The 15,087-nt window shown below is 70.6% G+C and carries 14 protein-coding genes; 2 read left to right on the top strand and 12 right to left on the bottom strand.

All coding sequences use genetic code 11. The features are described from left to right. Positions 1–26: 26 nt before the first annotated feature. Complete coding sequence (locus G6N30_RS00815; protein WP_134055581.1) at positions 27–1,103, bottom strand: NAD-dependent epimerase/dehydratase family protein; 1,077 nt, start codon at positions 1,101–1,103, stop codon at positions 27–29. 91 nt (positions 1,104–1,194) lie between these two features. Here G6N30_RS00815 and G6N30_RS00810 point away from each other — a divergent pair, with 91 nt between their 5' ends. Then, positions 1,195–2,151 (top strand): Acg family FMN-binding oxidoreductase, encoded by a 957-nt coding sequence (locus G6N30_RS00810; protein ID WP_134055583.1) that lies wholly within the window; start codon positions 1,195–1,197, stop codon positions 2,149–2,151. Here the strand turns inward: G6N30_RS00810 and G6N30_RS00805 are convergent, their stop codons facing one another. From G6N30_RS00805 to G6N30_RS00775, 7 genes are all read right to left on the bottom strand, one after another. Next, positions 2,152–3,807, bottom strand: coding sequence for a sensor histidine kinase (locus G6N30_RS00805; RefSeq protein WP_134055585.1), 1,656 nt, complete (start codon positions 3,805–3,807; stop codon positions 2,152–2,154). A gap of 9 nt (positions 3,808–3,816) precedes the next feature. Continuing rightward, complete coding sequence (gene dosR / locus G6N30_RS00800) at positions 3,817–4,464, bottom strand: hypoxia response regulator transcription factor DosR/DevR (protein WP_134057439.1); 648 nt, start codon at positions 4,462–4,464, stop codon at positions 3,817–3,819. 40 nt (positions 4,465–4,504) lie between these two features. Next, positions 4,505–5,482, bottom strand: coding sequence for an Acg family FMN-binding oxidoreductase (locus tag G6N30_RS00795; protein ID WP_134055587.1), 978 nt, complete (start codon positions 5,480–5,482; stop codon positions 4,505–4,507). 108 nt (positions 5,483–5,590) lie between these two features. Beyond that, on the bottom strand, positions 5,591–6,904 hold the full coding sequence (locus G6N30_RS00790; RefSeq protein ID WP_134055589.1) for an RNA 5'-3' helicase PhoH2: 1,314 nt from the start codon (positions 6,902–6,904) through the stop codon (positions 5,591–5,593). Positions 6,905–7,104: 200 nt separating this feature from the next. Next, a complete protein-coding gene (locus G6N30_RS00785) occupies positions 7,105–7,932 on the bottom strand; it encodes an acyl-ACP desaturase (protein WP_134055591.1) in 828 nt (275 codons plus the stop codon). Between the two features lie 53 nt (positions 7,933–7,985). Further along, the gene (locus tag G6N30_RS00780; protein ID WP_134055593.1) at positions 7,986–9,464 is read right to left on the bottom strand and encodes a glycine hydroxymethyltransferase; all 1,479 of its coding nucleotides are present in this window, start codon (positions 9,462–9,464) and stop codon (positions 7,986–7,988) included. Positions 9,465–9,589: 125 nt separating this feature from the next. Beyond that, positions 9,590–10,801, bottom strand: coding sequence for a DUF885 domain-containing protein (locus tag G6N30_RS00775; RefSeq protein ID WP_134055595.1), 1,212 nt, complete (start codon positions 10,799–10,801; stop codon positions 9,590–9,592). Positions 10,802–10,866: 65 nt separating this feature from the next. On the opposite strand from G6N30_RS00775, the gene coaA reads away from it, so the two are divergent. Next, positions 10,867–11,805 carry a type I pantothenate kinase gene (gene coaA, locus G6N30_RS00770; RefSeq protein WP_134055597.1) on the top strand — a complete coding sequence of 313 codons (939 nt, stop codon included), beginning with the start codon at positions 10,867–10,869 and terminating at the stop codon, positions 11,803–11,805. Between the two features lies 1 nt (position 11,806). Here the strand turns inward: coaA and G6N30_RS00765 are convergent, their stop codons facing one another. From G6N30_RS00765 to G6N30_RS00750, 4 genes are all read right to left on the bottom strand, one after another. Beyond that, complete coding sequence (locus tag G6N30_RS00765; protein WP_134055599.1) at positions 11,807–12,217, bottom strand: hypothetical protein; 411 nt, start codon at positions 12,215–12,217, stop codon at positions 11,807–11,809. 105 nt (positions 12,218–12,322) lie between these two features. Beyond that, a complete protein-coding gene (locus G6N30_RS00760) occupies positions 12,323–12,742 on the bottom strand; it encodes a hypothetical protein (protein ID WP_134055601.1) in 420 nt (139 codons plus the stop codon). 127 nt (positions 12,743–12,869) lie between these two features. Then, positions 12,870–14,222 carry a hypothetical protein gene (locus G6N30_RS00755; protein ID WP_134055603.1) on the bottom strand — a complete coding sequence of 451 codons (1,353 nt, stop codon included), beginning with the start codon at positions 14,220–14,222 and terminating at the stop codon, positions 12,870–12,872. A gap of 21 nt (positions 14,223–14,243) precedes the next feature. Beyond that, positions 14,244–15,035: a (2Z,6E)-farnesyl diphosphate synthase gene (locus G6N30_RS00750; RefSeq protein WP_134055605.1), complete on the bottom strand. Its 792-nt coding sequence runs from the start codon at positions 15,033–15,035 to the stop codon at positions 14,244–14,246. Positions 15,036–15,087 lie beyond the last annotated feature (52 nt).

The following is a 15,087-nucleotide window of genomic DNA, read 5'->3' as shown; positions in this document are numbered from 1 at the left end:
GCGCGACCAACTACACCGAAATCACCTCACGGCACCTTGCGGTCGGTGATCGGGCCGGCCCGCAGGTCGCGCAGCATGCTGGTCAGCGGCCCCCGGTAGGCCAGCACCGGGCTCTCGGTGTCGGCGCAGTTCTTGAATCCCTCGCCCATGTCGGCCATCGCCTCCACCGAGGTGCGCGTCGGCGTCCAGCCGAGCTCCGTCTGCGCGCGGGCGGTGTCGAGCAGCGGCACGGTGAACGCCATGTCGAGCCAGCCCTCGTCGATCGGCTGCAGCCGCGCCCGCCACGACAGCGCCACCGCGGGCCGCAGTACCGACGACGGGACGTGCACCGGTTGCGCGCCGAGGGCGTCGGCCAGGTCGTCGCGGCGCACGGGCGGTTCGGCCATCAGGTTGAACGGTCCGGCGGCACGGCGCTCGACGGTCCGCGCGATCGCGTCCGCGACGTCGTCGGCGTGGATGATCGGCACGACCAGACGGCGGTCGAGCGGGAGCACCGGCAGGAACCGCAGCCACCGGGGTTCGATGAACGCGGGCAGGGTGTAGCGGCGCAAACCGCCGGCGGCGCTGCGCTGCATGATGAACCCGGGCCGCATCCGCGCGATCGTGACACCGTCGGTATGGCTGCGCTCGTAGTCGTCGAGCAGCGCTTCGGCCGCGGACTTGGCACGGCTGTAGGCCGAGGTGGGAATGCCCGCCGTGGACCAGGTTTCGTCGACGTACTGCCCGTATCGGCCCGCCGCGTAGGTCCCCACCGAGGACATGTGCACCAGCTGTCCGACGCCGGCGACGTCGGCCGCCCGCAGCACCGCACGGGTACCCCCGACGCCGACCGCGTCCAGGTACTGCACGTTGCGGGTCGGCTGGAAACCCCAGGCGAGGTGCACGACGCTGTCCGCGTCGTGCATCACCGATTGCAGCCGGGTGGTGGCGTCGTGATCGGCCAGGTCGAGCTGACGCCACTGCGCCGAGCGGTAGATGCCGGTGTTGGGCGGCTGACGCCGGGTCACCCCGGTGACGGTGTAGCCGCCCGCGTCGGCGAGCCGGTGCAATAGTGCAGTTCCGACGTTTCCGCTGGCTCCGGTGATCACGACGCGTGTGGGCATACGGGGTCAGTACCCGGGCCGCGGTCGTCCAATCGCCGCCGCGGGCCTTTGTGCCCTACCGCAACGGCCCGCGGTGGGTCACCCTGGAGGGGTGACCAGCTTTCCCGACGCCTCCGTGCTGCGCGCGGCGCTGGCGTCGGCCGTGCGGGCGCCGTCGGTGCACAACAGCCAGCCGTGGCGCTGGCGGGCCGGCGCGGACCGGGTGGACCTGTTCGCCGAACCCTCGCTGCATCTGCCGCAGATCGACCCGGACGGGCGGGACTTCCTGCTCAGCTGCGGGGCGACGCTGCACCATGCCGTGGTCGCGTTCGCGGCGCTGGGCTGGGCTGCGCGCGTGCACCGCTTCCCCGCGCCGGACGAACCGAATCACCTTGCGACACTGACACTTTCACCGCGCCCGCCGACCGAACTGGAGCTCGCGCTCGCCGCAGCGATTCCCCGGCGCCGCACCGACCGCAGACGTTACAGCAGCCGTGAGGTCTCCCCCGCCGACATCGCGGTGATGGGGGCGCGCGCGGCGCGCGCCGGGGTGTCGCTGCGCCGGGTGGAGTCGCTGGCCGGGTTGCACGCGGCGGTGGACGACGCGATGCGCACGCATCTGCACGACGAGGCCTACCTGCGCGAACTGACCACGTGGAGCGGCCGGTACGGGTCGGTGGCGGGCGTCCCCGCGGCCAACGTCCCGCCGACCGACGTGTCCGCGCCGGTTCCCGGGCGGGTGTTCGCCGGCAGCACGCCGGCCCGTCCGGCCGACCCCGCCGACGGCGCGGACAACGCGGTGGTGCTCGCCCTGGGCACCCGCGACGACGATCCACCGGCACGCTTGCGGGCGGGCGAGGCCACCAGCCTCGTGCTTCTCACCGCCACGTCGATCGGGCTGGCGAGCTGCCCGGTCACCGAGCCGCTGGAGGTGCCCCAGACGCGAGCGGCGTTGCGCGAAGAGATCTTCGAATCCCGGGCCCACCCGCAGATGCTGTTGCGCATCGGCTGGGCGCCCGACGACGCGGCCGCACTGCCCGCCACGCCGAGGCGTCCGTTGCCGGACTGATCACGGCAGCGGCACACACCACCGCAGCAGCGTCCCGCCGCCGTCTCGGGGGCCCAGCGTCACGGTGCCGCCCGCGGCGTCCGCCCGTGCGCGCAGATTGCGCAGACCGCTCTCGGTGCGCGGTCCCTCGACGCCGCGGCCGTTGTCGGCGACCTCGATACACAGATCGTCGGCGACGGCGACCCGCACCGACAGTTCGGTCGCCTCGGCATGCCGCACAGCGTTGCTGACGGCTTCGCGCACCACGGCCTCCGCGTGGTCGGCCAGCGCCGCGTCGATCACCGACAGTGGTCCGACGAACTGGGTGGTGGTGTGCAGGCCGGCCCCCGCGAACTGCCCGATCGCCTCGTCGAGGCGCTGGCGCAACCGGGTCGCGCCCGGCGCGCCGCCGTGCAGGTCGAAGATCGCGGTGCGGATCTCCTGGATCACCGCCTGCAGATCGTCGACGTTGCCCGCCAGCCGCTGCTGCACATCGGGGTCGCGCACCCGCGCGAGCGTGCCCTGCAGCGAGAGGCCGACGGCGAACAACCGCTGGATGACGTGGTCGTGCAGGTCGCGGGCGATGCGGTCGCGGTCGGTGAGGATCTCGAGTTCCTGCATCCGCCGCTGCGAGGTGGCCAGTTGCCAGGCCAGCGCCACCTGATCGGCGAATGCGGCCGTCACGTCGAGCTGTTCGGCGGTGAACCGGCGCGCGCCGGGCGGCCGCACCGCCACCAGGACACCGGCCACCGTGTCGGCGGCGCGCAGTGGAAGCACCAGGGCCGGTCCGTATCGGGTTGTGCCCAGCGTGATCTCGTCGAGCCGCGCCGGGGTGCGTTCCCGGAACGCCCGGCCCACCGGATCGTCGTCGAGCGCGACGGTGAGGGACTCACCGCTCACCACCCCGGCGGCCTCGACCACCACCAGATCGTCGGCCTGGCCCGGCACCGCGACCAGGGTGCCGTCCGCGCCGGTGAGCGTCAGGGCCTGGTCGACGACCCGTCTGAAGACGGTGGCCGGGCTGACGCCGGAGAGCATCTCGGTGGCGATGTCGCGCGTCGCGGCGATCCACGCCTGCCGGGCCCGGGCCTGTTCGTAGAGCCGGGCGTTGTCGATCGCGATACCGGCCGCGGCGGCGAGCGCCTGCACGAGCACCTCGTCGTCCTCGCTGAACGGCTGGCCGCCGACCTTGTCGGTCAGGTAGAGGTTGCCGAACACCTCGTCGCGGATCCGCACCGGCACACCGAGGAACGTCCGCATCGGCGGATGGTTCGGCGGGAAGCCGACGGACGCGCTGTGGTGTCGGATGTCGTCGACCCGGATCGGATGCGGATCGTCGATGAGGACCCCGAGCACCCCACGGCCGTCGGGCAGATGGCCGATCAGCTCGCGGGTGTCGTCGTCGATGCCCTCGTAGACGAACTCGACCAGTTCGTGGCCGTGGCCGCGCACGCCGAGCGCACCGTAGCGCGCGTCGACGAGCTGGATCGCGGTGTGCACGATCGTGCGGAGCGTGACGTCGAGTTCGAGTCCTGCGGTGACCACGAGCATCGCCTCGACCAATCCGTCGAGGCGGTCACGGCCTTCGACGATCTGCTCGATGCGGTCCTGCACCTCGGCGAGCAGTTCCCGCAGCCGCAACTGGGACAGGGTGTCGCGCAGCGGACGCTCGGTCACGCTGCCGACTCAACCATCGCCGCGGGCGGGGCGATCGAGCTTCGACACGAACACCGCGGCCTGTGTGCGCCGCTCCATACCGAGTTTCGCCAGCAGCCGGGACACGTAGTTCTTGACCGTCTTCTCCGCCAGGAACATCCGCGCCGCGATCTGCTTGTTGGTCAGCCCCTCCCCGAGCAGGTCGAGCAGCACCCGTTCTTGGGCCGACAGAGCCGACAGCGGATCGGAGCGTGCGGCGTCGCCGCGCAGTTTGGCCATCAGCGCGGTGGCGGCCCGATTGTCCAGCAGCGAGCGCCCCGCCCCGACGTCCTTGATCGCCTGCGCGAGCTCCATGCCCTTGATGTCCTTGACGACGTATCCGCTGGCGCCGGCCAGGATCGCGTCCAGCATCGCCTCATCGGAGGTGAAGGACGTCAACATCAGACACCGCAGATCGGGCAGCCGCGACAGCAGGTCGCGGCACAGTTCGATGCCGTTGCCGTCGGGCAGCCGCACGTCGAGCACCGCGACATCGGGGGCCACAGCGGGGATGCGCGCCAGCGCTGAGGCCACCGAATCGGCCTCGCCCACCACGTCGAGTTCGGGGTCGGCGCTCAGCAGGTCGATCAGCCCGCGGCGCACCACCTCGTGATCGTCGACCAGGAAGACGCGGACCATGCTCGCCAGTGTCACCACCGGCGCTCCCGTTCGCAAACGGCTACGCGAATCGCAGCACGTCCCGCAGCGCCCGGCGCGGGGTCGGCGGCGGCACCGCCTCCAGCGACGGCGCCAGCCCGACGCGGATCAGCACCTGCGGCCGCGCGGCGCGGCCGATCAGGTTGCCGACGATGCCGCGGCTGGACGCGACTTCGGTCACGTGGGTGACGGTGCAGGTGCCCAACCCGGCCATGGTGGCTTCCAGCAGGACCGCCGACATCGCCTCGCCGCTGCGCAGCGCGTCGAGGCGATCGTCCCCGTCGGTGGACAGCACGACGATGGTGGCCCGGTCCCCGCCGATGCCCGGCCGCCGCTCGGCGCCGCGGGTGACGGGAAAGTTGCGGCCGACGTCGACGCGTTCACTCTCGGCGGCGGACACCAGCGCGCTCTGCGGGATTCCCTCGCCGGCGTCGAAAGGTGCTGTCCACCAGCTCAGTTCGGCATGGTAGGAGGAATCGTAGAGGCGCAGCACCTCGGTAAGGTGCGAGGTCTCGGCGAGTTCGCCGCGGAGCTGGTCGGCGAGGATGTCGGCGTGCACGTCGTCCTCGACGCGAGCGCGCATCAGCGGTTCGAACGACTCCCAGTCCGGTGCGGCGGCCATCGGGAGGCGGTCGGTGCGGCGCAGCAGGATCGCGTCGGCGCGGCGGCGGTGGGCCTCGCTGACCGATTCCATCGGCGTGACGGTGACCGTGGCCAGGTGGTCGGGATCCTCGCGATCGGGTAGCCGCTCGACGTGGGCTTCCCACCCGGCGGCGGCCAGCGCGACGCGCAGGTGGTCGAGTACCGCACCGCAGCTGATGACGGCTTCGCGGCCGGACCGGTCGGCCCAGTACATCAGCCGCGCGGGGTCGAGGAACAGGTGCAGCCCGTCCGCGTCGGCGACCCACCGCCACGGCTGGCTGTTGTGCAGTGACGGCGCGCGGCAGGCCAGGCGGACGGCGTCGCGGATGACCTCGGTGGCGACCACGGTATCGGACATCGCTTCAGCTTCGTCCCCGCCACCCCGGCCGCCTAGGGCCTTAGGTCACTCGCGATTTCGGTGTGGTTGGTCGCGCCCAGCGCGACCAACCACACCGAAATCACCACGTCACGGGAGGGCGCCGGGGCTGATCTCCTCGAGCATCTCGGTGACCAGCGCGGCGATCGGCGAGCGTTCGCTGCGCTGCAGCGTGATGTGGGCGAACAGCGGGTGACCCTTGAGCTTCTCGATCACCGCCGCAACACCGTCGTGACGGCCGACCCGCAGGTTGTCGCGCTGGGCGACGTCGTGGGTGAGCACCACCCGCGAGCCGGCGCCGAGACGGGACAGCACAGTCAGCAGGACGTTGCGCTCCAGCGACTGCGCCTCGTCGACGATCACGAACGAATCGTGCAGCGAGCGACCGCGAATGTGGGTGAGCGGCAACACTTCCAGCATTCCGCGCGACAGCACCTCCTCGAGCACCGCGGGGCTCGCCAGCCCTTCGAGGGTGTCGAAGACGGCCTGGGCCCACGGCCCCATCTTGTCGCTCTCGCTGCCGGGCAGATAACCCAGATCCTGCCCGCCGACGGCGTAGAGCGGCCGGAACACCACGACCTTGCGCTGGGTGCGACGCTCCAGCACCGCTTCGAGGCCCGCGCACAGCGCCAGCGCCGACTTGCCGGTGCCCGCCTTGCCGCCGAGCGAGACGATGCCGACCGATTCGTCGAGCAGCAGATCCAGCGCCATGCGTTGTTCGGCCGACCTTCCCCGGAGGCCGAACACTTCACGGTCACCGCGGACCAGCTGCACCCGTTTGGCGGCGTTCACCCGGCCGAGCGCATGCGAGTTTCCGCCGAGCAGCCGAACACCGGTGTGGCACGGCAGATCTCGCGCCGGGGCCAGGTCGATCTCACCCTCTGCGAACAGGGCGGCCACCTCGTCGGCGGTCACGTCGATCTCGTCCATCCCGGTCCAGCCCGACACCACGACATCCTGTGCGTGGTACTCGTCGGCGGCCAGGCCGACCGCACCGGCCTTGACGCGCAGTGGGATGTCCTTGCTGACCAGCGTGACCAGCTTCCCCTCGGCGGCCAGATTGGCTGCCACCGTGAGGATCCTGGCGTCGTTGGAGTCGGTGCGGAAGCCGGCGGGCAGCACCGACGGGTCGCTGTGGTTCAGCTCGACGTGCAGCGTTCCGCCTTCTGTCCCAACGGGAATCGGCTGATCGAGGCGACCGTGCTCGAGCCGGAGGTCGTCGAACAGGCGCAACGCCTGCCGGGCGAACCAGCCGAGCTCGTGGTGATGCCGTTTGGCTTCCAACTCACTGATGACCACCAGCGGGACAACCACCTCGTGTTCGGCAAACCGTGTCGTTGCCCAGGGATCGGACAACAGCACGGAGGTGTCGAGCACGTAAGTCCGGAGAGGCGAATCGGTCACGTAGCGCTCCTGGTATCCGCGGGTCCCCCGCGAACCTGTCGGCGGACACTGCGGCACCAGGGCCGGGGCCGGCCCTCTCGTGATCGCAACGATCGGGTACCGCCCGGACAGCAGAGCAATTCGCTAGCCATCGAAAGCGACGCTACTCCCGTCGCCGGGTGCGCGCCGCGCAGACGCGCCGGTGCGGGGCGCGCGTCAGGTTAAGCGTTCGTGAACTGCCGCAGCGAGGGTTCGTCGGCCAGACTCCACGCCGCGATGCGGTCGGAGATCACCGTGCGCAGGTGCTCCTGGCTGAAGATGCCATTCTCGGCCATCACCGCGACCTTGTCCTGGTAGGCGTCGATGTCTCCGCCGACCACGCCGAGCTCGGCCGCGCGCTGCGCGATCGCCGCCACGGTCTCGTCGCGGTGGGTCTGCAGGCAGTGCGCGACGAGGTTCGCGAAGAACACCTCGTGGCGCTCCTCGTCGGCGGCGATCCGGCCGACCAGCCCCTTGAGCACCGGTTCGGTGATCTGTGCCTCGAGGTTGCGGGTGAACACCGCGTGGGACCGCTCGAAGAACGCCATGAACACCAGCGTCTCGATCTGGCTGAACCGGTCGGCGCGGTAGCCCTTCATGACGTGCTCGACGCGCACGTCCTCGTTCGCGGCCGGGTCGACCTCGCGGGTGACGACGAGGTAGTTGCGCAGCGCGACGGCGTGCAGGTGCTCCTCGGCGGTCCAGCGGCCGATCCAGCGTCCCCACTTCTCCTCGAGGATGAAGTGCTCGACGAGCTCGCGGTGGTAGCCGGCGAGGTTGTCCTTGGTGATCAGCAGGATCTCGAGCGCGTCGGTGACCGGCTTGGGCAGGGTCACCTGCGAGGGATCCCAGTCGCGCCCGCCGAGGAACGCGAAGTTCTCCCCCTGGTCGAACGGCACGTAGTCGTGCGCGTACCAGAGGTCCTCGGAGTCGAGGTGGCGACGCAGTTCGCCCTTGACGACCGGCTCGAGTTCGAGGGTCAGCGCGTTAGGGACAGGTTTCTGTGCCATGCGGTTACATTAACCCGAGTCTGTGGGAATCGTAAAATTCCCGGCGCGTCGCGTCAGAGGGTCAGCCCCGGGTACAGCGGATTGGCCGCGAGCATCTCGGCCGACGCGGCGTGGACCCGTTCGGCGGTGCCGTCGGCCAGCGTGTACTTCGCCTTGGAGAACCCCGTCGGACCGGTCGAATTCGGCTGGGTGTTCTGCAGCACGTCGACGACCAGTTCGGCCACCCGGTCGAACTCCGCGGCGCCGAACCCACGGGTGGTCAGCGCCGGCGTGCCGAAGCGGATGCCGCTGGTGTACCAGGCGCCGTTCGGATCGGCCGGGATCGAGTTGCGGTTGGTGACGACGCCGGCGTCGAGCAGCGCGGACTCGGCCTGCCGGCCGGTCAGCCCGAAGCTCGTCACGTCGAGCAGCACGATGTGGTTGTCGGTGCCGCCGGTGACCAGGCGGGCGCCACGCTTGAGGAAGCCCTCGGCCAGCGACTTGGCGTTGTCGGCGACCCGCTGCGCGTAGGCCTGGAACGACGGCTGACGCGCCTCGGCGAGCGCGACGGCCTTGGCGGCCATCACATGCGAGAGCGGTCCGCCGAGCACCATCGGGCAGCCCTTGTCGACGGCGTCGGAGTACTCCGGCTGCGCCAGCACGAGGCCGCCGCGCGGACCGCGCAGCGACTTGTGCGTGGTGGTCGTCGTGACGTGGGCGTGCGGCACCGGATCCTCGTCACCGGTGAACACCTTGCCGGCGACCAGGCCCGCGAAATGGGCCATGTCGACCATCAGCGTCGCGCCGACCTCGTCGGCGATCTCGCGCAGCTTGGCGAAGTCCACCCGCCGCGGGTAGGCCGAGTATCCGCCGACCAGGATCAGCGGCTTGAACTCGCGCGCGGCGGCGGCCAGCGCGTCGTAGTCGAGCAGCCCGGTCTCCGGGTCGGTGCCGTAGCTGCGCTGGTGGAACATCTTGCCGCTGATATTGGGCCGGAACCCGTGGGTGAGGTGACCGCCGGCGTCGAGCGACATCCCCATCAGCCGCTGGTTGCCGAGCTTGTTGCGCAGGCTCTCCCAGTCCGCCTCGGACAGATCGTTGACGTGCTTGGCGCCCAGTTCGGCCAGCCCGGGCGCCTCGACGCGGGTGGCCAGGATCGCCCAGAAGGCGACCAGGTTGGCGTCGATGCCGGAGTGCGGCTGGGCGTAGGCGTACGGCGCGCCGAACAGTTCGCGGGCGTGTTCGGCGGCGACACTCTCGACGACGTCGACGTTCTGGCAGCCGGCATAGAAGCGGTGGCCGATCGTGCCCTCGGCGTACTTGTCGCTCAGCCAGGTGCCCATGGTCAGCAGAACCGCCGGCGAGGCGTAGTTCTCGCTGGCGATCAGCTTGAGCGAATCGCGCTGATCGGCGAGCTCTTTACGGGTGGCGGCGGCGATCCGTGGCTCGACGGTCTCGATGACCTGCAGCGCGGCCCGATAGGCGGCGCTCGCGGTGTCGGCGTAGTCGGCGCCCGGAGCCGCGGTCGACGAGGTCACAGCGTCAGCAGTCATGGTGTCGAGGGTAATCGCGCCGAGCGGGCTGCCGGTACTCAGGCACCTCCTGCGGGCGAGTGCGCGAACTGATACGCCCTGCGCCGCGCGTCGCGTATGAAACCGCACGTTCGGCGGGGCCGGCGTCAGGCCGCGCGCAGCGCCGACGGGATGAGCGGCTCGTCGAGCAGGCGGCCGAATCGCTCGGTCAGACCGACCCCGGCCGGGCGGGCGTCGAGCCAGCCGCGCAGCAGCCGGTAACCCTCGACGTAGGTCGACGTGTAGGCCCGCCACAGCGGCGAGGACAGGAACCGCAGCATCTGCCGCGCCCGCTCGTCGTCGACCAGCAGCCACCGCTTGAGGAACGCCACCACGTCGTCGACCGGGCGGTGCTCGTCGTGCAGCATCAGCGCGGCGTCCTGGCGCACGTCGGCCAGCGCGGCCGTCGCCGCCGACACGGCCTCGGCCCGCGCACCGTCGAACCGCAGACCGAGGTCGGCGTAGATCTCGGCCGCCCACTCGCCCCAGCCCTGCCCGACGACCGCGTACAGCGCGAGGTCGGCGAGCCCCTCGGCCATCAGGCACTGCGGGGTGTTGACCAGGAAGATGGTCTGCTCGGCATGGCCGAGTGCATGGACGAGGCCGGCCTCCTTGCGGCAGTGCTCGGTGTGGTGGCCGGGATACGACTCGTGCGCGACGAGTCTCGGCAGGTTGGCCATCTGCTGTTTGAGGTCGGCGTTGACCGCGACCGTCGACTTGTAGTCGCCCAGGTAGTAGTTGAACCCCGACCACGGTTTGTCGGTGACCACCTCGTAGGTGATCGTCTCGGCGTCGGGCAGCGGATACGTGGCACGCACGCGGTCGCGTAGCGCGCTGGAGAAGGCGTGGATGCACTCCTCGAGCCGCTCGGGCGGGATCTCGTCGCCGGTGCGGTGCGCCTGGATCCGCTCGGCGAGCGGCCCCGTCCCGCCGAGCGCCTCGTCGAGCGCGACGTGCGCCTGCCGGTAGGTGTCCGGGTCGCCCTTGGTGATCCGGACGTCGAAGTACGTCTCGACCTCGTCGACGAATCCGACGTCCTCCCCGGCGAACTTGCGGCCGGCGAGCGCCAGCGCCCGCAGGTGCGCCGAGAGGTAGTCCGCGCGCGCCTGGTCGAAGCCGCCGGTGCGCGGCGTGTCCGGTACCGCGGCCAGCAACCGCTGCGCCTGACGCGCCAGCTCGGCCGGATCCGGCGCGGGCTCGTCGGCCACCGCCCGCCGCAGTGCGGGGTCACCGGTGAAGGAGTCGACGTAGCCGTCCTCTACGCGGTCGAAGCGCAGACCGAGAAGCAGATATTCGCGAATGAGGGTGTCGGGCTCCATGGCTGCAACGCTAATCGGGTCGCCCCAGGCGTTCACCTCGGATCCGGTACTGCAAGACTGGCCCCATGGCGCGGCTGAGCGAACCGAGCCCCTACGTCGAGTTCGACCGCACCCAGTGGCGTGCGTTGCGGATGTCGACGCCGCTCAAGCTCACCGAGGACGAGCTGCGAAAGCTCCGCGGCCTCGGTGAGAAACTCGACCTCCTCGAGGTCGAGGAGGTCTACCTCCCCCTGGCCCGCCTCATCCACCTGCAGGTGGCCGCGCGGCAGCGGCTGTTCGCCGCGACCGCGGAGTTCCTCGGCGAACCGCAGCAGAACCCGGACCGGCCGGTGCCGTTCATCATCGGCGTGGCGGGCAGTGTGGCTGTCGGCAAGTCCACCACCGCCCGCGTGCTGCAGGCGCTGCTGGCCCGCTGGGGCAACCACGCCCGCGTCGACCTCGTCACCACCGACGGCTTCCTGTATCCGAACGCGGAGCTGGCCCGGCGGAACATCATGCACCGCAAGGGTTTCCCGGAGAGCTACGATCGCAGGGCGCTGATGCGGTTCGTCACCGCGGTGAAGTCCGGGGCCGACGTCGCGTGCGCACCGGTGTACTCGCATCTGCTCTACGACATCGTGCCCGGCGAGAACCAGGTCATCCGGCATCCGGACATCCTGATCCTCGAGGGCCTCAACGTATTGCAGACCGGACCCGCGCTGATGGTGTCGGACCTGTTCGACTTCTCCGTCTACGTCGACGCCCGTCTGGAGGACATCGAGGGCTGGTACATCTCCCGGTTCCTCACCATGCGGTCGACGGCGTTCGCCGATCCGGCGTCGCACTTCCACCACTACGCGACCCTGACCGACGAACAAGCCGTCTTCGCCGCCCGCGACATCTGGCATTCGATCAACCGGCCGAATCTCATCGAGAACATCCTGCCGACGCGTCCCCGCGCAACACTGGTGCTGCGCAAGGACGCCGACCACGCCATCAACCGGTTGCGGCTGCGCAAGCTGTGATTCAGAGCCGGCGCCAGCCCACGTACTGCAGTTCGGCGAACACCAGCGTGTAGACGCCGGTGGCCAGCGTGAGCGCGATGCCCGTTCCCGTCATCGACCACACGTCGGTGACGACGACGATGACCGCGGCGACGGCGTAGAGGATGTTGGCGGCGATCACCGCCACCCCCGCACCCCGCAGCGACGGCAGAGGGAGCGCCGCGAGCCCGAACACCACGACCCCGTAGCCGATGAAGAACGCGGCGAGCGAGTACTCGATGGCCGTTGTGGTGCCGGACAGTTCGGCCAGCGTGCCCGCGAGCGGTAGCGCGGCCAGCCCGGCCAGGCCGGTCATCACCGCATCGGCGCGCATGGCCAAGCGCAGCAGGCGGTCTCGCGCCCCGGTGCGGGCGGTGTCAGCAGTGGCGGTCATATCTGTATCTCCTTCGGTTGGGTACTCGATCAGGAAGCAAAGGGCCGGATGCGGGGCGTCACGCCCAACCTCGAAACGGCGGCGCCCCGCACCGGCAGGAGGGGGTCACGCCAGACGGCGCACCCCGAGGTACTGCACGGTGGCGAAGGCCAGCGTGACGAGGGTGAACGAGATGGTCATGACGACTCCGGCCGGGGTCAGCGGCAGCCAGCCGCCGATCAGCACGACGGCGACGGCGATCGCGAAGGCGAGGTTGCCCGCGACCACGCCCACCCCGACGCGACGCACGTCGGGCACCGCGGCCAGCACGTACAGCGCGGCGCCGTAGCCGACCAGCGCAGCGCCGCTGACCCATTCGAACGTCGGCGACAGCCCTGAGAGCCGCGACAGCTGATCGGCGGCCATCGCGACCAGCAGGCCGAGCGCCGCGCAGAGCGTCGCGTCGGCACGCAGCGCGAAGCGCAGCAGCGAGTCGGTCGAATCGGACAGTGGCCGGGTGGTGATGGATGTGTGGATGGCGGTCATGTCGGCTCCTCGGCGGTGAGGTCTCCGTGGGCTTGGGGGACACCACCGATGCTGCGCAGCGCGCACTGCCAGATCGACACCGAACGCTGCCAACCACTGCCAACCGCAGGTCAGCGGGCTGTCGGGATCAGTCGCGGGCGCTGACCAGATCGCTGCGCAGATCGGCGGCGATCACCCGGGCGGCCGCGGTCTGCCAGTTGTGCAGCGACCGCTGCGGCACCTCGGTGACGAACCACTGCCACGCCTGCCGCGCGACCGGGTCCAGGCCGGCCGGGGTGGCGTTCTGGGCGTAAGCCCGCACCCCCGCCACGTAGGGGAAGTACAGCGAGTTGTAGTGGCGCCACTGCTCGGTCGTGCCGAAGTCCCCGCCGTCGCGCGGTTTGAGCCGGGCGATGCGCTCGGCGAGCAGCGCGCGCAGTTCGTTGGCCCGCTCCAACGGCTGATCAGGCGCACCGCGGGCGGCGAGGCGGTCGTCGATGACGGGTAACGCGGTCAGCGGGTTGGCCATCAGTTTGGCGAGATCGCCGTAGTGGCCGAGTGCGCGGCGGGTCAACCGGGCGAACGTCTCGTCGTCGACGTCGTGCAGCGGGTTGGCCGCGCGGCGCGGCAGCGCGGCCTCGGTCCGGCGCAGGACGGCCCGGTCGGCCCGCAGGTCCGGTGAGCGGGAGAACGCGAGCCGGTCCAGTACGCCCGCCAGCGGGTCGGCCAGCACGTTGATCGCGATCGCGAGCGCGAGGCTGGTGAACATCAGCACCACCAGCGCGGTCCGCTGCCCGGTGAACGCCATGCCGATGAGGACCTGCCCGCCGAACAGCAGCGCCACCGCCGCCGTCGCCACGAACGACCGCCGCATGTCGGCGCGCAGCGCCTGCCCCTCGTCGAACGCATCCCAGATCGCCACCGCCACCCCGAGCAGCGCGACGTCGAAACCCGTCGACGCCAACGCCAGCCAGCTCGGCACCAGGCCGAGCGGGACGACGAGGATCGCGTTGCCGAGGGCGAAGAACAGCGTCGCGATCACCAGAAAACCCGCCACCGGAACGGGTTTCACACCGCGGCGGACCGCGCGCACCATCGCGCCGAGTGCGGACACCGAGACGGCGCCGAACATCACCCAGTGCCCGAGCCGCAGTGGGCCCTCGACGCTGCCCGCCAGCGCCGCCCCGCCGAACGCCACGACGGCGACACCGACGACGGCGGCGATCTCGGCGACGCGGCCGCGGGCGGTGTCCGGCGGCCGCGACAACTCGAGCAGCACCGCGAACCAGGCGATCCCCGGCACCGCGACGAGGTAGATCTCCACCCGGCCCACCACGTCGGCGCCGCTGACCACCCGCACGGCGTCCAGCGCGACCACGACGGCGAAGCTGGTCAGACCGGCAGCGGCCAGCGCCAGCACGGGTTTGCGCGGATTACGCGCCAGCAGATACAGACCCAGCCACCAGCTCAGCGCGAAGACCACGGCGGACAGCGCAGCCATGCCCCAAGTGTGGCACGCGTCTCAGATGCCGTACCGGCGATCCCGCCGGGTGTAGTCGCGCAGCGCGCGCAGGAAGTCGACGCGGCGGAACGCGGGCCAGTACGCCTCGGTGAACCACATTTCGGAGTACGCGCTCTGCCACAGCAGGAACCCGGACAGCCGCTGTTCACCGGAGGTGCGGATCACCAGATCGGGATCGGGCTGCCCGGAGGTGTAGAGGTTCTCGGAGATCGCCTCGGCGGTGACGGCCTCGACCAGCTGGTCGCCCGTCGCGCCGTCGGCGAGCCTCTTGCCGAGCAGCGCGCGCACCGCGTCGACGATCTCCTGCCTGCCGCCGTAGGCGACCGCGACGTTGACGTGGAAGGTGTTGCCGTTGCCCGCCGTGGACTCGACCGCGTCGCGCAGCCGCCGCGCCGGTTCCTCACCGAGCAGGGACAGGTCGCCGACGGTGCGCACACTCCACCGGTTGGCCGGTGTGCAGATCTCCTCCACCACGCCGGTGATGATCTCGATGAGCTCGGCGAGTTCGTCGGCGTCGCGCCGCAGGTTCTCGGTCGACAGCAGATACACCGTGGCCATCTCGATACCGGCGGCCTGACACCAGCGCAGCATCTCGGCGATCTTCGCCGCGCCGACGCGATAGCCGTAGCTCACGTCATCGTGACCGGCGTCACGGGCCCAGCGGCGATTTCCGTCACACAGCACCGCAATGTGGCGCGGTAGTTGTGATTTGGACCGCGTCAGCTCCTGACGCAACCGCATCTCATAGAGCCGATATGCAGGCTCCTTGAGACCGCGGGGAATGATGTCCATAGGTACTCAGACTACTGTGGCGGCCGAGTGCCCCACCCGAGTTGACGGAGCT

This window comes from Mycolicibacterium litorale (genome assembly GCF_010731695.1).
Classification (GTDB): Bacteria; Actinomycetota; Actinomycetes; order Mycobacteriales; family Mycobacteriaceae; genus Mycobacterium; species Mycobacterium litorale.
Note: the sequence above shows the minus strand (reverse complement) of the source record. Positions and strands in the feature narration are given on the sequence as shown.